14 protein-coding genes are annotated in these 21327 nt (G+C 36.4%); 11 read left to right on the top strand and 3 right to left on the bottom strand.

What is annotated here, in order from left to right:
• Nucleotides 1–595: HAD family hydrolase (locus tag CXF72_RS05660; RefSeq protein ID WP_101037573.1), on the bottom strand; the 595-nt coding region annotated here is incomplete at its 3' end.
• A 957-nt stretch (nucleotides 596–1552) separates the two neighbouring features.
• Between CXF72_RS05660 and CXF72_RS05655 the strand changes: the two genes are divergently transcribed.
• The 4 genes from CXF72_RS05655 (at nucleotide 1553) to CXF72_RS19280 (ending at nucleotide 6144) form a co-directional block, all read left to right on the top strand.
• Nucleotides 1553–2434, top strand: coding sequence for a DUF4392 domain-containing protein (locus CXF72_RS05655; protein WP_232784891.1), 882 nt, complete (start codon nucleotides 1553–1555; stop codon nucleotides 2432–2434).
• A gap of 343 nt (nucleotides 2435–2777) precedes the next feature.
• Nucleotides 2778–5162 (top strand): diguanylate cyclase, encoded by a 2385-nt coding sequence (locus tag CXF72_RS05650; RefSeq protein ID WP_101037571.1) that lies wholly within the window; start codon nucleotides 2778–2780, stop codon nucleotides 5160–5162.
• A gap of 108 nt (nucleotides 5163–5270) precedes the next feature.
• Nucleotides 5271–5837, top strand: a complete 567-nt coding sequence (hpf, locus tag CXF72_RS05645; protein WP_101037569.1) for a ribosome hibernation-promoting factor, HPF/YfiA family — start codon at nucleotides 5271–5273, stop codon at nucleotides 5835–5837.
• Complete coding sequence (locus CXF72_RS19280; protein WP_157823198.1) at nucleotides 5827–6144, top strand: hypothetical protein; 318 nt, start codon at nucleotides 5827–5829, stop codon at nucleotides 6142–6144. Before hpf ends, CXF72_RS19280 begins: the two co-directional genes overlap by 11 nt.
• A 709-nt stretch (nucleotides 6145–6853) precedes the next feature.
• On the opposite strand, the gene CXF72_RS05640 is transcribed toward CXF72_RS19280, so the two are convergent.
• The gene (locus CXF72_RS05640) at nucleotides 6854–7066 is read right to left on the bottom strand and encodes a cold-shock protein (protein WP_101037567.1); all 213 of its coding nucleotides are present in this window, start codon (nucleotides 7064–7066) and stop codon (nucleotides 6854–6856) included.
• A 906-nt stretch (nucleotides 7067–7972) separates the two neighbouring features.
• Between CXF72_RS05640 and CXF72_RS05635 the strand changes: the two genes are divergently transcribed.
• The 7 genes from CXF72_RS05635 (at nucleotide 7973) to CXF72_RS05605 (ending at nucleotide 19264) form a co-directional block, all read left to right on the top strand.
• Entirely contained in the window at nucleotides 7973–8719 is a 747-nt protein-coding gene (locus CXF72_RS05635) for a class I SAM-dependent methyltransferase (RefSeq protein ID WP_101037565.1), read from the top strand.
• 61 nt (nucleotides 8720–8780) lie between these two features.
• Nucleotides 8781–10280: an ATP-binding protein gene (locus CXF72_RS05630; RefSeq protein ID WP_101037562.1), complete on the top strand. Its 1500-nt coding sequence runs from the start codon at nucleotides 8781–8783 to the stop codon at nucleotides 10278–10280.
• Nucleotides 10277–12949 carry a Z1 domain-containing protein gene (locus tag CXF72_RS05625; RefSeq protein ID WP_101037560.1) on the top strand — a complete coding sequence of 891 codons (2673 nt, stop codon included), beginning with the start codon at nucleotides 10277–10279 and terminating at the stop codon, nucleotides 12947–12949. The genes CXF72_RS05630 and CXF72_RS05625 overlap by 4 nt, the downstream gene beginning before the upstream one ends.
• Nucleotides 12942–13895 carry a PD-(D/E)XK motif protein gene (locus CXF72_RS05620; RefSeq protein ID WP_157823197.1) on the top strand — a complete coding sequence of 318 codons (954 nt, stop codon included), beginning with the start codon at nucleotides 12942–12944 and terminating at the stop codon, nucleotides 13893–13895. The genes CXF72_RS05625 and CXF72_RS05620 overlap by 8 nt, the downstream gene beginning before the upstream one ends.
• A complete protein-coding gene (locus CXF72_RS05615; RefSeq protein ID WP_101037556.1) occupies nucleotides 13892–15952 on the top strand; it encodes an AIPR family protein in 2061 nt (686 codons plus the stop codon). The genes CXF72_RS05620 and CXF72_RS05615 overlap by 4 nt, the downstream gene beginning before the upstream one ends.
• A gap of 90 nt (nucleotides 15953–16042) precedes the next feature.
• Nucleotides 16043–18190, top strand: coding sequence for a sensor histidine kinase (locus CXF72_RS05610; RefSeq protein ID WP_101037554.1), 2148 nt, complete (start codon nucleotides 16043–16045; stop codon nucleotides 18188–18190).
• 3 nt (nucleotides 18191–18193) lie between these two features.
• The gene (locus CXF72_RS05605) at nucleotides 18194–19264 is read left to right on the top strand and encodes a response regulator transcription factor (RefSeq protein ID WP_101037552.1); all 1071 of its coding nucleotides are present in this window, start codon (nucleotides 18194–18196) and stop codon (nucleotides 19262–19264) included.
• Nucleotides 19265–19339: 75 nt separating this feature from the next.
• On the opposite strand, the gene CXF72_RS05600 is transcribed toward CXF72_RS05605, so the two are convergent.
• Entirely contained in the window at nucleotides 19340–21274 is a 1935-nt protein-coding gene (locus tag CXF72_RS05600; RefSeq protein ID WP_157823196.1) for a DNA cytosine methyltransferase, read from the bottom strand.
• Nucleotides 21275–21327 lie beyond the last annotated feature (53 nt).

Raw genomic sequence — 21327 nt, 5'->3', positions numbered from 1 at the left:
GATTATCTTTTTTTAGTGCATCTTCTAATTCATGCAGTTCATTAAAAACCAAATGAGCGCTATCTTTAAACGACAGGTCAACATTATGGGTAATAAGACAAGAAATCATTCCAGCACTATTTGCCGCTTGCACATCATAAAAATGATCACCCACATACACTATATTTTGACACTCTATTCCCCATAATTGCGCGATGGCAAATAATGCTTGTGGATTAGGTTTAGCCGGATAATCTTCACGGGTTATTAAAATATCCACGTTAATCGCATTTTTGCTCAATTTTGTTGTAGCAGCCTCCCGGCAGTTTCGAGTGACGATACCGGTCGGGTATTTGTGGATGGTCATAAATGCCAATAAACTTTTTGAGCCCGGTAAAAAAGAGGATGTCAGTGCATCTGACATCTCATGAGAAACGATCAAATCCTTTGCCTGTTTCATAACAGAGGCTGATTTGATCTGTTCAACAAAATCTAGAATATCAACCTTTTCCGGGCAATTTAGGAGCTCCCTTAACAACTTAAAATTAAGCTGCGAGCTCACCAGAGTATTATCTAAATCAAATATCAGTGCCTGTATAGTGCTTAAATCTTTCATGTGGTTCCTTATTAATTAGGGAGACAGTATCAATCCGCACGCTGTTAATAGTGCTAACGCCAGGTCAGTTTTAATCACAGATTCGAGTCTTTAATTTTAATATATTACTTATTTACATTTCTCGTTTATATCGCGGCAAGCCTCACTATTTTCATTTGCGCGGATCATCGGGCATCAACTTATTTATCACACCAAGAGAGGGGTTATTGACATGAAAAACCACACCATTATGATCACCATGAACGGCTAAAACCAAGTGTTTTTATTCGTTCTGACAGATGCCTGCAGATAATGCTCCGGATTATCGAATCAATCAATTTATCAATACTCATTGATTAGATTAACGGTATAAAACCGGATCTTTTAAACAGGGTAATTTTTAGCAGGCAACCATTATTCGATCTGTTTATTCGATCTGTTCATCGGCTCTAATTTTGCGACACAATGCTCACTTAAAGATGATTTAATAGCAGTATACAAAGCAGAGATGTGAGCGCGCTCTATTTTTGATAGTGTTAATTTTGCTCTGACAAATTATCGAAACTATTTTCACCCTTAAAATGAACCGATTTATTTATGCAAGCCGGTCTGCCTGTGTATTCATGTTTATTGGAGTTCATCTTCATCAAAAGATTGGCCATATGCATTTTTCCATTTGGCTGACACTGTCGATTTAATCTTTGCTAAATATAATGAGAAAAATTTAATATATGCTGTTCGGTCATGGTGCAATCCAGATTCCCTCCTAGGGCGCGGGAACCAATAGTACTAATGAATGATCGGCAAACCACAGCCCAAAACAGGTGCGGCAATTTCTGCGCACACGGCGAACCGGCTCAGCTAAATCGGGCTGCGACGATCATAGCCTAGAATACACACATAATCTGCATTGGCCGGTAAAGTCACAGTTTGACAGAGCTCAACCGCTAAAATGCTAACAACCAGAGAAATATTAAGATGAATGTAGATACATCGGTCATGCCTGAGCAAATTGATAACCTTGATAACCTGGCTCTGAGCCAGAAAATAGAAAATATTCTGGTGGCGCGAAACCTGCGGGGAATGAAGACGGTTCAGCCTTACCTGAAGTCAGGTTATTGCATGCGCGCCGCGCAAATTCTGCATAATTGTGATGGTCATGTTCTTATTGGCACCGGATTTCCGGTTGCAGGCACTTTTGAAACTGATGGCCCGGTAGGAACCATTGCGTTATATAATGCGCTTAAAGCGATCGGTGCTATACCCATTATTGTTTGCGGTCGCCCGCTATCTAAGGCGCTGGCTACACGTTACCGCGTTCATGAAATTCAGATTGGCGATCATGATAAACGCGAACACGAAGCCCTCGAGGCGATTGACAACTTTCAACCCCAGGCCATTGTTTCAATCGAGCGGCCCGGCCAAGCTGATGATGGCGATTACTACAATATGCGTGGTGAGAGTATTAATCCTGGCAGTGCATGCTTCGACAGTTTTATGAATTTGAGCAAATGTCCAACGATAGCCGTTGGTGATGGCGGCAATGAAATAGGCATGGGCAAGGTTAGCGAAGCCTTGAAGAACTTGAATATCGTGCCCGCGGCAACCACCTGTGACGAACTGATTGTTGCCGATGTTTCTAACTGGGGCGCATACGGCATAATATCTTTTCTTTCGATCTGGCATGGCAGAGATCTGCTTAAGGAGATTAATCCCCTCGGATTACTAAAATATATCTCTGAGCTTGGCAGTGTTGACGGCGTGACGCGTATCAACCAGTTAACTGAAGATGGATTGCCCGTTAGCGAGGGAGAGTCCATCTTACGCGAATTACGTGAGGCATGTGGCTTTAGCCTCTAGCAGAGGGGCGGGCGGTGTTGCGCTGTTTCTGGTTTATTGTGCGGCAAACCTCAGGGGCAACGTGATTGACGAATAGGCTGTCACTCTGCTAACGCCCGGTCAGTGTTTTTATCTGCTTCGATAGAGGTTGAAGCTAGATAGCATAAAAAATCATTCCATCTGACTATTAATGCTTATTTTGCCGTATAAAGCCCACTTAAAGATGATTTAATAGCCCTTATGAAAATAATAGATGTTATTATAATGGTTAATTTTTCTTTAACTAATTTTAACCCGCAAAAATAAACCGATTTGTCTATTCCAGCCTGCCAGCGCCTTAATATTTTAAAAAAGGGTCTTTTTATTGCCTAATATTATAAGAATTTTTGTTTGTTTTTTTGCTTTGCTGAGTCAGCAATTAGCTGCTGACGAGCTAAAACAGGTAACGCTGCAACCATCCTGGTTCGAGCAATTCCAATTTGCCGGTTATTATATTGCTCAAGAAAAAGGTTTTTATAATGACCTTGGATTAGACGTTACTATCAAAGATTATCAATTTGGAATCGATGCTGTACAGAAAATCCACAATGGTGAAATTGATTTTTCCGTCGGTGATGCGAGCTTAATACTCGAAAAGGCCAACCACAAAAAAATCGTCATTTTATATGCACTTTTTCAATCCAGTCCGCTTGTCCTGCTCAGTACCAAAGCATCAAACATCAATACTATCAGTCAGTTTGTCGGTAAAACAATAATGACCACCAACAATGATTTTGCTCAAGCTTCATTAAAAGCCATGCTCAATTCAAATTATGTCGATTTAGAAGATATAAATCTGCTCTCCCATTCGCACAATATAAATGATTTGGTCAATAAAAAAACAGATCTGATGACAGCTTATATATCAAAAACACCCTACGAGTTAGATCAAATGGGGGTGGAATATAATGTTTTTGATCCTAAAGATCATGGTTTTGATATATACAGTGATTTTTTATATACCAGTGAAGCAATGATTGCACAAGACATTACCACGGTTAAAGCATTTAAAGCGGCTTCATTAAAAGGTTGGCAATACGCATTTTCCCATATGGCTGAAACAGCCGATTTAATTTTCACTAAATATAATGAACAAAATTTAAGTAAAGAAGCGCTTCTGTTTGAAGGGCAAGCGCTTAAAAAATTAGCCTTTTTTAACACCGATCAGATAGGTAAAATAGAGAACAGTAAATTAAAACGAATTTTTGAATTTTACAAAATATTAGGCATAACAAAAGGAAATATTAATTTTACACAACTTGTTATTGACGAAAAAAATCTCAGATTAATTTTAACCGAAGAAGAAAATACTTATTTGAATCAGAAAAAACAGATTCGTATGTGTATCGATCCTAATTGGTTGCCCTATGACGGTTTTGATAAACAAGGAAAGCATATTGGTTTAAATAGAGAATTTATTGATCTTTTTAGAAAGCAGCTGCCGATTCCCATTGAAATAGTCCGAACCATATCCTGGAATGAGTCTCTGCAATTTGCACGACAGAGAAAATGTGATCTGCTGTCTTTAGCTGCAAAAACCGATGAGAGAACAAAATATCTCAATTTCACCTCCCCTTATTTAGTCACTCCCCGTGTTTTAGTCACTAAAATTGATATCCCGTTTATAGATAATTTTACGCGTCTGGCCGATAAAAAAATAGGCGTGCCAAAAGGTTATGAACAGGAAGAAATTATCAGAAAATATTATCCGAATATAATAATAGTAGAAGTTGATACGATAAAAGACGGGCTTGAAAAAGTGCAGAATGGTGAACTTTATGGATTTATCGGCGAGCTCAATACCATTGGTCATTTGCTACAGAACCGTTTTATCGGGCAACTCAAAGTCAGCGGGAAACTTGAACAAAAAACTGAATTTGGCATCGGGATCAGAAATGATGACCTAATACTTTTGCGAATTTTTGACAAACTGATTAATAATTTATCAGAAGAAATAAAACAGGATATTAGTAATAACAGCAGTGCCATTAAATATAAAGAAGAATTTAATTATAAATTATTATGGCGCGTGCTGCTTGTTGTATTGTTCTTCATTGCTTTTTTCTCATATCGGCAATATCTGCTAACTAATTTAAATAAAACATTAAATTTAAAAATAGATAATAAAACCAAAGCATTACAGGATCTTAATGAAAGCCTTGAAAGAAAAATAAAGGAGAGAACCCAAAAGATAGAGAATTCAAAAGCGCTGTTGCAGGATGTCGCTTTTAAAGATAATTTAACCAATATTTTTAACCGCCATTACCTTTTTGAAATATCACCTGCGCTTTTAACTGCATCTGCAGAGACGCAGACGCCTTTATCACTGTTGTTAATTGATGTTGATCACTTCAAAAAAATTAACGATACCTACGGCCATCTGATTGGCGATAATATATTAAAAGTTATTGTACAAAATATCCTGAAAAAATTGAGAGCAGATGATGTTTTTGTGCGCTTTGGCGGCGAAGAATTTATTGTTTTACTGCCAAAAGCAAATATTGATGAAAGTGTGATTGTCGCAGAAAAACTACGGCTCTGTGTGGAGCAAAACGATTACCGCAACAACGGGATGGCGATTCCTATCACCATTAGCATAGGAGCCAGCCAGTACCAGTCTAAGGAGACCTTAGAAAAATTAATCGGTCGGGCTGATTTAGCATTATACAACGCAAAAGAAAGTGGTAGAAATCAAGTTAAAAAAAATTAAGCTAAATACAACGCTAATGAAAACCTAAATACCATTCGAATTAAAATCTTTTCTGTTTCGCAATGTACTATATTTAAAATACGGGTTAAACAGAAGAGGGTTTGATTTATGAAAAAGCCACTACAAATAACTTTTCGCGATATGGCGCACTCAGATGCAGTTGAAGCTCATATTCGGGAGAAGGTCGCCAAACTGGAAGAATTTTATGAGCATATTATAGCTTGCCATGTTGTGATCGAACAGCCCCATGCGCATCATCAGCAGGGTAAATTGTTTCGCGTCTCAATCGATCTGACTCTGCATGATGGCGAACTTTTAGCGAACCGCTCCGCGCCGGAACATCACGCCCATGAAGATGCCTATGTGGCGATCCGTGATGCTTTTAAATCGCTACGCAGACAGCTGCAGGACTTTGTTCGAAAGCAGCGTGGCAAAGTAAAAACACATGAGACACCCGACCATGGAAAAATCTCAGTAATTCGAGGTGACAAGGATTTCGGCCGAATAGTAACAATGGATGGAAGAGATATCTACTTTCACCGCAATAGTCTGGTCGATAGTGGGTTCGATGCTTTGGAAATAGGCAATGACGTTCGATTTGTTGAAGAAGCCGGTGAGCAAGGTCCTCAGGCCAGCAGCGTACGCCTGATTGGCAAACACCATATTGTCGATTAATAATAATCTGATGGAGCCGAGCTTCGAGTTTTCGAGGTTCGAGCTTCGAGCTTTCGAGCTTCGAGTTTTCGAGCTTCGAGCTTTCGAGCTTTCCCGCTTTCCCGCTTTCCCGCTTTCCCGCTTTCCCGCTTTCCAGCTTTCCAGCTTTCCAGCTTTCCAGCTTTCCAGCTTTCCAGCTTTCCAGCTTTCCAGCTTTCCCGCTTTCGAGCTTTCCCGCTTTCAGCCTTCAGCCTTCAGCTTTCAGCCTTATAGCCTTATAGCTTTCGAGCTTTCGGGCTTCCCGCCTTCCCACTTTCCAGCCTTATAGCCTTATAGCCTTATAGCTTTCGAGCTTCGAACTTTCCAGCTTCAAGCCTTTCTGCTTTATCGCCTTTAGGCTCCGCTTTTATTATTTTTCTGAAGTCGCCTTTAATACTAGAAAGGAACCTCAGGTTTTTTCATTGACTGATTTTGATAGGGTTTAATATTATTAATGTTTTATTCGTCGGTAGGGGTGACGAAAAGTATGCCCGCTCGGTTATTTTAAAAGGATAGAGGCTCCTCAAAAATAACATCGCTTAGGGTCTTACTGAGTTAATTATTGTGCTTGTTTAATGGTGTTTTTTGTTTCTGATTTTTTATTGTGATTGTTTAATAGTGTTTTTTGTTTCTGATTTTTTATTGTGATTGTTTAATAGTGTTTTTTGTTTCTGATTTTTTATTGTGATTGTTTAATGGTGTTTTTTGTTTCTGATTTTTTATTGTGATTGTTTAATGGTGTTTTTTGTTTCTGATAATTGATCGCGATTTTGATGGTACCAAAATCGTTTTCTTCCCGTAGCACGAGCCATAACAAATTCCTTATTTGGATTTAAAAAATACAGTTTTAAATTTTAGCGCTAACAATAAAAAGATAAATTGACATGACACAAACTAAAGTGGGTGTTAATGAGGTCAATCTTTGTAGCAGATAATTTAATACTGTCATGATTTACTAAATTAAGGTGACTTGAGGTCACCTTTTCGATTGCACTATATTATAGTGCGATTACATTTCCAGCCTGCAGACCTTTTTGGCCTTGCTCAACTTCAAAAGAAACTTTTTGGCCTTCAGCCAAAGTTTTGAAGCCTTCAGAAGCAATTGAACGGAAATGACAAAATACGTCAGCACCGCCGTTATCTTGAGTAAGAAAACCGAAACCTTTTGCTTCGTCAAACCATTTTACTAGACCGGTCGTTGAATTAGACATATGTGTCCCTTATATAAATTCATTAAAAAATATCGCAAAAATGCGATGTGCTGAGAACTGAATTATTGAATGTGATGATGAAGCTAAGGGATAAACTAAGGACAACTACGACAACGCGGGAGTAACTAAGATAACAACTTGGACTTTATAATTTCATTAATAACTCTGATTTTTCAGAGCGAATGCATGATAGCCTAAAAAAACCACAACGGCTAACTTTATTTTTAACTTTATTCGAGTTCCCCCCAAGCAGCGGAAATCGGAGCGCACCCTACGAGCCCGAAGCTTGAAGGCTTGAAGGCTTGAAGGCCCGAAGATCGAAGATCGAAGGCTCGAAGGCTCGAAGGCTCGAAGGCTCGAAGGCCCGAAGGCCCGAAGGCCCGAAGGCCCGAAGGCCCGAAGGCTCGAAGGCTCGAAGGCTCGAAGGCTCGAAGATCGAAGCTCGAAGCTCGAAGCTCGAAGGCTCGAAGGCTTGAAGATCGAAGGCGCGAAGCTTGAAGCTTGAAGGCGCGAAGCTCGAAGGCGCGGAGTGAACCCTGCGAACGCTAATAAGACCGGCCTTACATTTGATAATCTAACCATTATGCTCCTTCCCTCCCACTCCGTCATTCCCGCAGTTTTTTAGCGGGAATCTCGATTCGTACTGCAGAAAATAGCCATATAAGCGTTTAATAAAATCCCCGGAAGATGGCGGGAGTAAATAAAACCATGGCTATCCCGGTTTTTCAGCTTAAGTGCATATGATTTGTGACTGCATTTATTTCAGCTTTTTTTTAAATGTAATGTTTTTGTAAAAAATATCTGTAATTTTGATCTGTGCGATGACATTATATTAATGGTTTCTATATTATCTTAGATATATCAGATTGTTAGGGTCTGTTGCCTCTTAATATTTTAAGGTTAACTTTGTCATCAACATTTTATAATAAAAATGCTGCTAATCTTGCAGATTTATACCTGTCGAAATCATTCGATCAGGTACATTCAACATGGCTTGAATTTTTATCTCCTGTTTTAAATAAGCCTGACGCCCGCATTTTAGATATCGGCGCAGGGGCAGGGCGCGATAGCAAACGCATGGCTGAACTTGGCAGCGTTAATAACACCGCAATCACCGCGATTGAACCCGCACAACGCCTTGCCGAACTGGGTGAAAAATACACTCGAGGATTAAACGTACAGTGGTTACAGGATTCACTTCCTTCCCTAAGCGTAGTGACCCAGCAGGAAATTAGTTTTGATCTTATTTTACTCAGCGCCGTGTGGATGCATATTCCGGCCACCGACCGTGCGCGCTCACTTCGAAAACTTGCTAATCTGTTAAAACCCGGCGGCAAACTGGTTATCTCATTACGCCACGGCCCAAGCGGTGATCAACGTATTATGCATAAAGTCAGTGCCGATGAATTAGTTCAGCTTGGCAAAAGCGTCGGTTTATTACCCTTATTAATCACCGCCAACGACAGCGATAAATTAGGCCGTGAAGCCGTTCATTGGCAAACAGTTGTTTTGCAGTTACCCGATGATGGCAGCGGCGCATTTCCCTTTATCCGTCATATGGCTCTGCCCGGTTTAAATGCAGATAACAGCTCCGTTGATGATCTGTTTGAAGCCTTGCTGCTGCAAAGAGGGCGCTTAAAAGAAATGCAGTAGTTAAGGGAGTGGTGAATGGCCTTCAACCATAATAAATCTAACAATAATAGTTTGGAACATCATGCACTATAAGAACCTAGAACCATCCCCGTCATCACTGATGGAATCACTTCGTGACATTGGTTATTCAATGGAGACCGCTTTAGCAGATATAATTGACAACAGTATTACGGCAGAAGCAAATAATATTGATATCAGGTTTTCTTGGAATTTTGAAAAGCCATGGCTTGCAATTCAAGATAATGGCTATGGAATGACAGATGATGAGCTACTGTATGCCATGAGGTTAGGCAGTGATAATCCATTGTCTGAGCGAAAAGAGAATGACCTAGGGCGTTTCGGGCTAGGGCTAAAAACAGCTTCGTTTTCCCAATGCAGACAACTGACAGTAATCACAAAAAAAAATGAGACTCTCTCTTCAATGGAGTGGGACCTAGATCAAATTACAGATAACCCAAGTGATGGCTGGAAGATAAAAATCTTAAACGGTGAGGATCTAAATAAACTAAGCGAAATATACGATTTGATAGAAACTTTAACAAAACAAGTCTCTGGTACAATTATCCTATGGCGTAAATTAGATAGGCTAGATTCTTTTGATTCTCCAATAATTAGAGAGAAAAAATTAAACTCACTGATTGATAGTTCAAGAAATCACATTGAACTCATTTTCCACAGATTTTTAAATGCAGGAGCGGGCAATAAATCTTTAAAAATATCTATGAATGGTGACCAAATAATTGGAATTGATCCATTTAACTCTTCTCACATTGCTACATTGGAATTACCTAAACAATCTATTTACGTCAACTCAAAAGAAATTACTGTGCAGCCATATATCTTGCCACACTATACAAAAGTGTCTGCACAAGACTATGCAAAATTTTCTGGCGAAGGTGGCTACTTACATAATCAAGGCTTTTATGTTTATAGAAACAAAAGACTCATAATAAAAAGTACTTGGTTTCGTTTAATGCCCAAAGTTGAACTTACAAAATTAATCAGGGTACGTGTGGATATCCCTAATTCACTTGATCACATTTGGAAAATAGATGTAAAAAAATCAAACGCTAATCCCCCTGAGTCTGTAAGAAAAGGGTTAAAGCAGATTATTTCTGAAGTTGAATACTCTGGAAAAAGAGTGTTCAAACAAAAAGGATACCGCCTAAAATCAAAGGTATTAGAACCTGTTTGGGACAGAACAATAGCGTCAGGAAAAGTGACATATGCAATTAGTAAAAGTCATCCGTTAATTGATACATTTAAAGCCACCCTCAATGAGGGTAGTCAACGAGACTTTATAAATATTTTAAAATCAATTGAATCATCTTTTCCTTCAGATCTCTATTTCAATGACTTTGCCAATTCACCAGAACGTGTTGAAAAACCTTTAATATCAGAAGAAGAATTGACGAATATTATAAAAATATTTATTCAAGTCTATCTAATAGGCTGTGATAGCAAAGGTACTCTTGTTCAAAAATTAATTCAGATTGAGCCGATGGCTTCTTCTCCTAAAATGACACAAAAAATTATTAATGAAATGGAAATAACACTATGACAGATCAAATTAAACTAGACCAGATTGAAGATTTGAGTGAAAAATTTCTAGTTGCCACCATAGGTGAATCGAACTTAGAGCAAGTAAGTACTCAGGCTATCATAGATGCTGTAAGGTTAATGGCAACAAGCTTATCAGTAACAGACCAAAGCGAAATTGATGTAATTGTATCTAAATTAGAAGAACGATTTGATATTAGTATGGAGTTAGGAAGTTCATTTGAAGCTGATGATTATGTACCATGGCTAGAGGATAATCGAGGGGAAATAGATTGGTTTTTTTGGGATAGATACAAGCGACATTTAGGTAACTTAAACTTTCCACCCAGAGTGATAACCCAATTGGATTTAGTTACCAATAAAATTTTAGATAGATTAGAGAATCCTAAAAAAGAGGGCGATTGGTCTCGAAAAGGACTCGTAGTTGGTCATGTCCAGTCAGGTAAAACAGCTAACTATACGGGGGTAATTAATAAAGCAGCTGATGCTGGCTATAAAGTAATTATTGTTTTAGCTGGTACTTTAAGTGCGCTTAGAAGTCAGACACAGGAACGGATAGATGAAGGTTTTAGGGGGGTAGACAGCTCGACACAATTGGATAACATTCCATTAAAAGAAAGGTTAGTAGGGGTCGGTAAGTTTTCACATAAAAACGTCCCGGTATCATTTACGACGACAGTGCATGATTTTAAAAACAATATAGCACAGCAAATAGGCAGTGGAATTGGTGATTTTAACCAACCTGTTGTTCTTGTTATTAAGAAAAATAAATCAATACTTCAAAACTTAATTTCTTGGTTGAAAAATAACAATTTAAATTTAGATCAGTTCCCATTTCTCTTGATCGATGATGAAGCAGACAACGCTTCAATAAATACTAATAGTGAAGGAAGTGAAGCAACAGCAATTAATAGTAAAATTCGAGAGTTGCTAAAGTTATTCCGACAGAATACATACTTAGGTTATACAGCAACGCCTTTCGCTAATATTTTTATAGATCCAGGTAATCATCATGAAATGATTGGAGATGAGTTATTTCCAAGAGATTTTATTATTAGCCTAGATGCACCTTCTAATTATGTTGGTTCGAAACGTGTATTTAGTTCGGACTCAGATTTAGACATGGTTAGAGAGTTAAAAGATCACGAAGACCTTTTTCCATCAAATCATAAGAAAGATTATGCTCCTGCTGCAATGCCTGCTTCGCTTGAAGAAGCAATTAGATCTTTTATTTTAATTCGAGCAATAAGAATTCTTAGAAATCAAGAATTCAAACATAATTCAATGTTAATAAATGTCAGTAGGTTTACAGAAGTCCAAAGCAACATTAAATTATTAGTTCATGATTATATTGATGAAATGAGGAAAAATGTCATTAACCACTATGCTCTTTCAGAATTATCAGCACTGAAAAATAGCTATGTCTCTGATTTGAAAAATACTTTTGACAAAGAGTTTTCAGCGGTAGAATTTGATTGGATGCAAGTGCAGCCTATTTTAAAAAAGGCTATTTCCCCAATAAAAACAATTGAAGTAAATGCCTCAAGAGATTCAGAGCCGCTTGATTATAGTAAAGATAATTATCCAAATGGCAGAACTCTCATTGCGGTTGGTGGTTTAAGTTTATCGCGAGGATTAACTCTTGAGGGCTTGACCGTTAGCTATTTTATTAGAAATACCCAAATGTACGACACGTTAATGCAAATGGGTAGATGGTTTGGTTACAGAGATCATTTTGAAGACTTATGCCGTTTATATATGCCTAGTGAAGCAATTGCCTGGTATGGGCATATTTCTGATGTGACGGAGGAGCTAAGAGGTGAATTCAAAAGAATGGAAAATGCCAAATTAACTCCAGAAGAATTTGGCTTATGTGTTAGAAGCCACCCGGAATCACTAATAGTAACTGCAAGAAATAAAATGCGAACTGGTACTGATGTATTACGCCAAATTAGCCTACTAGGCAGGCAGGTGGAAACGAGTGTATTAGCTTCTACATCAAAGGTTGTTAAAAATAACACCCAAGTCTTACGGACACTTATTAACTCATTGCTCATAAACAATGAAAAGTCATCAATTATCGGTAGTAACAATATATTTAAAGGTGTTGACCAAGAATATGTAATTAATTTCCTTAATTCATATACAAACCATCCTGCTTCAATAATGACAGAATCACAACCTATCTTAGATTATGTTGGGAAAATCAATTGTAATTGGGATATACAATTAATTAGCAACTCTTCAGCTAATAATGATGAAAAGGCTTTCAGAGAAGGTAACATTGTAATGAAACCACTATTGAGAACTGTTACTCAATATAAGCAAACAAATAATGCTATTACATCAAGCAAAAGAAGATTTTCAGATCCGAAATGGGAAATAGCTGGTATAGATAAAAATTTATATCCAAACACCGGAAAGCTTTCAGGGAAAATGTGCCGCGAGATCAGGGAGAACCCTTTATTAACAATATACATTTTAGACTGTAAGCTAGTTAACACTGACGATCCATTATTATGCAGTAGTGTGGTCGCATGGAGTATCAGTTTCCCTGGGATAGCAGGTAGCAAAAAACCAGAAAACCTCGTTCGATACGTTGTAAATACTACTTGGTGGAATCAGGAATTCGGTAACATTTTTGAAGAGGAGGAGATAGATAGTGAATAACCCATGGGAAAATATAACTACTCCTAAGTCTGATCTTTCTGCGCGTAGGATAGACCATAAGCACCCCCTAAATCTTTATTGGGCAAAAGATCGATTAGGCAGATACTTATTTGTATGTGAATTGACTAATGAGTGCAAGCTTCCTCAAAATTTCCCTTCACTGTTAGGGATCGATGTTACCGTAATTGTTGATACTCAACAGTTAGTTTTAAGCCTAAAAAGCCCAAGTGACTGGGAGCTGTTTTTAGCTTTATGCAGTGATGTTATTTCTGCTACTAGACCTCTTAAGCCTTCAGCTGTTGTTCCTGTTGTTTTTAGGCGTATTGAAAGGTGGAGAGAGTTCTTAAAACAGGACAGAGATAAAATCCTACCTGAAAGAATAATAAAAGGTTTGATAGGAGAGTTAGTCTATTTACAACAGCATATTGCAGCCAAATATGGCACTGCACAGGCTATAGACTTTTGGACTGGCCCAGAGGGGAGCCCGCAAGATTTTAATATTCAGAATGCAGCTGTTGAAGTTAAATGTCAGATAGGGACATCTTCTCCTAAAGTAAAAATATCTTCAGCAGAGCAATTATGTGGGCAGTTAGAGGAACTGTATTTATTTGTTGTGACGCTTGGTAAAATAGAGCCAGAAGCAAAAGATGCTTTATCACTCCCATCTTTAATCGAATTAATAAAATCTAATTTAGAGATGTCTGGAAATACTCAGCAGCTTGAAAAATTTCAAGATGCACTATTGAATATTGGTTATGTATATAGTGAGCGGTACTTATCCTACAGCTATATAGTAGCTTCCAAACGATTTTACGAAGTTGCAGAACAATTTCCTCGTCTACCTTTAAGTAATATTCCAAATGGAGTTGGTAATGTAACTTATGATTTAGCCCTTATTAACTGTGAACCATTTCTAATCGATGAGCCTTGGGTGTCAAAATTATGAGTATAGAGCTATTTTATTCCGATTTCATGCAAGAAATTTACACTGAAGCTGAAGTTGGAAGTAAATTTAATGAACCAGTTTTCACTGAAAAAATTTGCGATTATCTCGTTGAACAAGCTGTAATCGAAAATTATACATTGTGCAGTTATAAAAAAGATTCTTTAGGCCTCAAGCTTGATGCATGGTATCAAAACGAAGAAAATGGAGTGCTGACGCTAATTGTTTCCCACTATAAGGATACGTTAGACACTTTTACTACATCGATTGCCACACAAATATCTAAAAGAGCGCTGAGATTTTTTGAAAGAAGTTTAGATAGTAGTTTTTATCAGACTATGGAAGAGAGTGATTTAGCGTATCCTTTGGTTAGAGATATTTGCCTTCGAGCATCGAGTATTTCTAGTGTAAAAATTATTATTATAACCAATGGAGAAATTAGTAAATCTATTAAAAACCTAGAATCAATTACACTTCAGAATTATCAAATAAGTTTTGATATATGGGATATAGAAAGAATTTATCGTATTAATTCTTCTAAGGCTGGTAAAGAAGTTATAGAAATTAACTTTATGTCGGAATTTGGTGAGAACCTCCCCTGTTTAAAAGCTTTTTCTCAAACAGACAAATATCAATCCTATCTTTTTGTACTACCCGGTTCTTTGTTGTCGCAGTTATATGATAAATACACTGAGAGGCTATTAGAGCAAAATGTTCGAACCTTTCTTCAGTTTAAAGGGAAAGTGAATAAAGGTATGAGAAACACTATTGTTAATGAGCCTAATATGTTTTTTGCCTTTAATAACGGTCTTACTGCTACAGCAGAAGAAATAACTACTATTGAAGAGCATGGACGTACAGTTATTTCTAAACTTAAAAATTTACAAATAGTTAATGGAGGCCAAACCACAGCCTCTATATACAACACGTTGAAAAAAGAAAAAGCTGATCTTTCTCAAGTTTTTATACAAGTGAAGTTAACGATTGTTCCTCCTGAATCTGTTGAAATAATTGTTCCTAAAATTTCTGAATTCGCTAATACTCAAAATAAAGTGAATGCAGCTGATTTCTTTTCCAATAGTCCATTTCATTGGAGATTTGAAGAGTTATCTAGAAGAATTTGGGCTCCATCAGCCGAAGGAAGGTTACAAGAAACACACTGGTTCTATGAAAGAGCTCGTGGTCAATATATGACTGCAAAATTAAAGTTAACTAATGCGGAACAGAAAAAGTTTGAAAATAAAAATCCTAAGCAACAGATGTTAACTAAGACTGACTTAGCTAAGTTTTATAATTCTTGGGAGAAGATGCCTCATATTGTCAGTTTGGGAGCACAAAAGAATTTTGGTAAATTTGCCGACTTAATGACAGAAAAATGGGATAAAGATGAAAAACAGTTCAACGAATTATTTTTTAAAGAAACTATAGCCAAAGCAATTTTGTTTAAAAATCTCGATAAAAAGATAATGAAGCAGTCATGGTATGGTGGATACAAGGCGAATATCGTTACCTATACAATATCTAAATTTAGTCACATTTTAGATGAGAAAGGAAAGTCTCTAGATTTAATTTCTATTTGGAAACATCAATCACTTTCTGAATATTTACTTGAAACCTTACTAAATATTGCTGCAAAAGTTAATGATGTAATTAAGACAACTCCGGCACATGTTACAAACATTGGTGAATGGTGTAAAAAATCAGAATGTTGGGAAAGCGTAATTGAAATCTATGTTGAACTGCATCCATCAGTAGAGTCAATGTTAATTGATCCAAACGAAGTTAAACAACAACATAAAGAAGCTGCGACAGTACAAGTTATCGATAATGGTATTGAAGCGCAAAAATATGTTTTTGAAAAGACAGGGAAATACTGGAAAAAAATTCTAGATTGGAACAATAGTACATACGTATTAAGCCATAAAGAAAAACAAATAATAGAAGTTGCCGCCGCTTTACCTGTAAAGATTCCAACAGAAAAGCAATGTTTAACTTTATTGAAGATTGAAAAAAAAGCCATTGAAGAAGGCTTCTATATGGCTATACCTGAGTGTGTCTAGCTAAGTATGTTACTCAGCGATGTTGTTTTCAATTGGGGGACTCGAGTGAAACTGTTTTAAATTTCACCTATACAAGGATAATAAATACTGATGGAAGATAAAAACTCATTCAGCTTAAGACCTGCTGGTCGACATGTTCTTGCAATTGGTCGTGAGCTAATAAAAGACAATTACTCTGCGGTGATGGAGTTAGTTAAAAACGCATATGATGCTGATTCTAAATCAGTACATATCAAATTTATTTTAGATCATGTAAACAAAAAAATTGTCATTTCAGTTACTGACTATGGGCATGGTATGACTCGTGATGTTGTACTTAGTAAATGGTTGATACCTTCAACTGATGATAAGTTAAAAAGAAAAAAAAGTCCAAATGGAAGAATAATGCAAGGCAAAAAAGGATTAGGTAGGTACGCAGCTGCAATCCTTGGTAATAACTTATCACTTCGAACAATTAGTCTTACAGGAGATAAAACAGAAGTAGAAGTAGATTGGGATGCTTTTGATAAAGCAGAGTTTATGGATCAAGTTATTCTACCAGTGAAAACTGAATCAGTTAAAAATCCATCACAAACTATTATAAATATAATTGGTGATGGTGAGTACTATGATTTCTGGAAAATTGAGGAATACAACAAGTTACGCTTTGAATTGAAAAAATTAATTTCTCCGATCCATGAAGGACATGGCCTTGAAATTTTTGATATATATTTGGAAATAGATGATGGTAATGAAGGTAGTCTCCTCCCAAAAGAAGAAAAAATAGAACCATTTCCCTTATTAGAGTTTTACGATTATAAAATTTCAGGTTCGATCCAAAGCAATGGGCTCGGCGTTGTCAATTTTGTTAATAATAAAGAAAAAGCAACTCAAAATGAATCTATAAAACTTGATTTAGGTCGTAAGACAAAATGTGGAATAATCGAAATTGATGTCCGAGTATACGATAGAGAAAGCGAATCTATAGATAATTTGATAAAAAAAGGACTAAGGGACGATTCAGGAAAGTATTTAAATAAAACCCAAACAAAAAGTCTTTTAAATCAATCCAATGGTATTGGTGTTTACCGTAATGGCTTTAGAATAAGGCCATTAGGTGATCCAGACTTTGACTGGCTAAAATTAAACGCTAGTAGAGTACAAAACCCTTCGATGCATGTAGGTAGCAATCAAGTAATTGGATTTGTTAAAATACAAAGTGAAGAAACTTCAAACCTAAAAGAAACAAGCGCTAGGGATGGTTTAAAAGATAACATTGCTTATCAAAGTCTTATCGAGGTTGTTCAACAATCTATCAAGGAGCTCGAAATTCGCCGGTTTACTTATAGAAGAAAGTCAGGCCTAACAAAGACAGCAGTAAAAATAGAGCAAGACTTTGAAAAGTTATTTTCTTTTGATGATGTAAAAGACAAAATCAAAAATAAGTTATTACAAGAAGGGGTTTCAAATAAATCTTCTCAAGAAATATTTAAAATACTAGAACACAAAGAAAATGACAGTGCCAAAATAATCGAGGATATAAGAAAAAAGGTAGCCATTTATCAAGGGCAAGCAACGTTAGGTAAAATAATCGATGTTGTTATGCATGAGGGGCGACGACCAATCGGTTTTTTTTCAAATCAAACTAAAAACCTAGAATTCTGGGTCAAACAATTTTCAAAAAAACCTACTGATGACGTAAAAAAAGAAATATTATCGATAACAGAAGGATTTGGTATTAATTCAAAAGTTATTTCAGACTTGTTTAAAAGGTTAGATCCTTTAGCAACAAGACAAAGAGGGCAGAGTAAGAATTTTAATGTAAAAGCAATTATTCAAGACTCCTTTTTTGTTTTCAAAAATCAAGTACAAGATAACGATATAACAATAGATATACATTCACCTGATGTTGTTGAATTTACAGGATGGATAAATGATTTTTATGTAATTATCACTAACCTAATAGACAATAGTATATTTTGGCTAATTGATAAGAACATTCTAAATAAATCTATTGAAATAAATATTCACCTTGAAGATTCAAAATTTAAACATCTTGATTTTAGAGATAATGGTCCAGGAGTTTCCAAACACTTAATTGAATCAGGGGCTATATTCGAGCCTGAATTTTCAACTAAATCAAATGGAGTTGGAATTGGTTTATCTATTGCAGGTGAAGCGGCACATCGAAACAATTTAGATTTAAAAATTTTTGAATCAGATATCGGTGCTTATTTTAGATTGCAAATAAAGGATTAGATAATGAAGTTGTTATTAGTTGAAGATGATATTGCATGTATTAAAGACTTTGAATCTACTCTTAATCGTTACAATATTGAAAAGGAATATCAAATTACTTTTCAAGTTGCTCGTTCAGTGGATGAGGCTGTAAGTTTATTAGATGCAAGCTTCGATGGTGCGATTATAGATTTAAAGTTGGATGATGATACTGATGGCGGAAACAAAGTAATATCTGAAATCCAAGGAAAATATAGAATTCCTATCGTAGTTTTAACTGGCACACCGAGTAATCTTAAGAACGATACGACTTCATTACTCCAGCTTTGTTTGAGAGATGAAGGTTATGATCCTGTATTAAATTTTTTAAGTGATATCTATTGTACTGGCCTAACCCAAATTTTGGGAGGTAGAGGGGTATTTGAAAAAACATTAAATGAGCTTTTTTGGAAAAACATACCTGAAGCAATAACGCATTTTATTTTAGGTGATGAAACCCCCGAAGTGACTCAAATACAGCTACTTAGATACACTATTTCACATATGAATGAGAGATTGGAGCACACTATGGGGACGACCTCCAATTCAGCTGAAACATATATTTATCCACCTATTAGGAGTTATATTACTGAAGGTGGAATAGTAAAGGAAAAAGAAACCGGCAATCTATATGTCGTTCTAACACCTGCGTGTGATATTAGTAATCATAAAGCAGAGTTTATTCAAATAGTAAAAATAAGGGGTATTAATACAATGCAAGAAGTACAAGAATTCCTTAATCTAGTGGATCCTCTTAGCAAATCAAAAAAAAATATGTTAAAAAATAAAATACAGACTTTTGTTAGAAATAAGTCATCTCGTTTTCATTATTTGCCTAAGTTTGGCCCGATAGAGCAGGAAAGTATTGTAGACTTTCAAAATGTTCAATCAGTACCTTGTAAATCATTTGAAGATTATTATGAATTTAAAGGAAATGTTTCTGGGACGTTTTATAAGGATCTAGTAAATAGATTTTCTAGTAATTACTCTAGACAGGGCTCTCCAGATTATAATTTTCTAAACGAAGAAACTAATTTATTAAAATCTTTGAATTAGACTAGTTTCGAATTTCTTTAATGCTAATTTTTCGACTCAGTATTAAAGTATAACTTTTATTACGTCTAAATAGATTTAGACGTAATTTAGTTGCTTTTTAAAAGCCATATAAACCACTCCTGCTATTTTATTTGCTAATAGCGGGGGTACTGCATTTCCTACCTGAATAAATTGAGCCGTTCTTGGTCCTTCAAAAAAGTAGTTGTCAGGGAAGGTCTGGATGCGTGCCGCTTCTCTTACGGTAAAGCTGCGCATTTGACTTGGATCCGGATGGATGTAGTAATGGCCGTCTTTTGATATGTGGCTTGTAATAGTTGTTGCTGGTTTATTCCATATTTGTGTACGAAAACGGTCAAGGAAGGACTCTTTATTTTTATGACCTTTTGGATCTAACCCAACTTCTTCCAGTTCCGGTAATCTCGGATTAATCCTTTCACCTTCTCCGGGAACAATCAGAGAGTAGCTTGAAGAATAAATATAACGGCATAAATCAGAATCCATTTGGGTTCTGGTTTCATGGTTAAGTACTAATTTTTTTGTACCTTCAGGCGCGTACCATTTCTTTAGTTGGTCAACATACACCGATTCTTTTTTACTTCTTGTGCTGGTGGCTGAGCGGATAAATATTAGGTTAGAAAACTTATTGACTGACTCATTAGTCGATTTAAAAGTTTTTCCAGTTACATCTGTAAAGTGACGAGACTGCTTAGCTAATTCTGCATGACCTTCGCAGGCTAGATTAAGGATGTCCCAAACTTTTTTTTGGTGGCTATTAGAACTTTTTTGTAAGCGAACTATGACATCATTTAATTTTTGTTTAAGCTCATTATTCCAAAAATTAAATTCATCAGCTTTTTTTACACATGATTTTTTAGGGGAATCTACACCATTAAAGGAATGTTCTTGCCTACCAACACCAGAACGTAAAATTGGTAAATCACCAATGGCGTCGCTCACGTGGGTCTGTTGCTCTTTATCAATTTTAGAAAGTATGGCTACAAAGTCCTTGCCCAATGCTTTGGAAATATTCTTTCTGACACCAAGTAAAATCACTCGTTCTCTGGCTTGAGGTATTCCATAATGTTTTGCATGTAAGACAAAATCCGCACTATTAATTTTTATTAACTCATTGCTGTTGCCGGTAAACTTTGAGTCAGTTGCCAAAGAATAAATATCATATTCAAGTTTACTGGATTTCTTTCCCAATACGTTGGAGGGCTTGTTTAAGTCTGAAAAAATCTGTTTCCAAACATGAACTTTTTCACCGCCTTCACCCTCAACCTTAGCTGACAGCATGCCCCTGACATTTTCCATAATGAATATTTCAGGCTTAAAGTCATTAATGATTTTAATGTACTCTTTGTATAACCAGGTACGTCCATCATTATCTTGATCCCATACAGCAGGAGCATCTTCATTTGTTACCACGTTATTGGTTACGTGACCTTTACGACGAGAACGGCCTACTGTTGAAAACGCCTGGCAAGGCGGCCCTCCTATTAATATAGTTGGAGTCTTCTGACTTATTTGTTCTTGTATTGCTTTATGAATATCTTTTTTATCAGGACCAAGTGTCATTCTTCGGGCTTCATAAATGGCTTTTTCAATCGCTATAATAATTGCAGCCCAATCTTTTTTATAGAGTCTTTTTGCTTCTTTGAATTCTTTCGGGCAATAGAATTCGGGTGAGATTAAATCCCAGTCTCTTTTATCATTTTCAGTAACTGGTTTATTATCCAGTTCCCAAGATCGGAATTCTAATAATTTACCTAGCAGTTTATTTTTACCTGATATGTAATCGAAATAAATTTTCGGTAGTAGAATGCTGTTATGGGTAAAATAACGAGTGAAAGCTCGAAGTCTCAGAGTCTTATGCGCGAATTGCTCCATCTCAACAGATATTTTTATTTGGAAAGGAAAATTACCACTATCATCTTTGTAAGCAGAGAAACCTTCGCCTAAACCGCCAGGGCCTGCGAACACATCGATAATTTGAACTTTAACTGGCATTAGTACTTTTCCAAAAAACACGAACTTTAAAATCCGTTGAATAAAACAAAACT

It is taken from the genome of Psychromonas sp. MB-3u-54 (genome assembly GCF_002836415.1).
In the GTDB taxonomy this organism is placed as follows: Bacteria; Pseudomonadota; Gammaproteobacteria; order Enterobacterales; family Psychromonadaceae; genus Psychromonas.
This window is presented reverse-complemented; position numbering and strand designations above follow the sequence as displayed.

Coding starts and splice junctions, on each gene's coding strand:
- CXF72_RS05655 (WP_232784891.1), top strand. CDS start 1,553: ATGAATGTAGATACATCGGTCATGCCTGAGCAAATTGATAACCTTGAT.
- hpf (WP_101037569.1), top strand. CDS start 5,271: ATGAAAAAGCCACTACAAATAACTTTTCGCGATATGGCGCACTCAGAT.
- CXF72_RS05640 (WP_101037567.1), bottom strand. CDS start 7,066: ATGTCTAATTCAACGACCGGTCTAGTAAAATGGTTTGACGAAGCAAAA.
- CXF72_RS05630 (WP_101037562.1), top strand. CDS start 8,781: ATGCACTATAAGAACCTAGAACCATCCCCGTCATCACTGATGGAATCA.
- CXF72_RS05625 (WP_101037560.1), top strand. CDS start 10,277: ATGACAGATCAAATTAAACTAGACCAGATTGAAGATTTGAGTGAAAAA.
- CXF72_RS05615 (WP_101037556.1), top strand. CDS start 13,892: ATGAGTATAGAGCTATTTTATTCCGATTTCATGCAAGAAATTTACACT.
- CXF72_RS05610 (WP_101037554.1), top strand. CDS start 16,043: ATGGAAGATAAAAACTCATTCAGCTTAAGACCTGCTGGTCGACATGTT.
- CXF72_RS05605 (WP_101037552.1), top strand. CDS start 18,194: ATGAAGTTGTTATTAGTTGAAGATGATATTGCATGTATTAAAGACTTT.
- CXF72_RS05600 (WP_157823196.1), bottom strand. CDS start 21,274: ATGCCAGTTAAAGTTCAAATTATCGATGTGTTCGCAGGCCCTGGCGGT.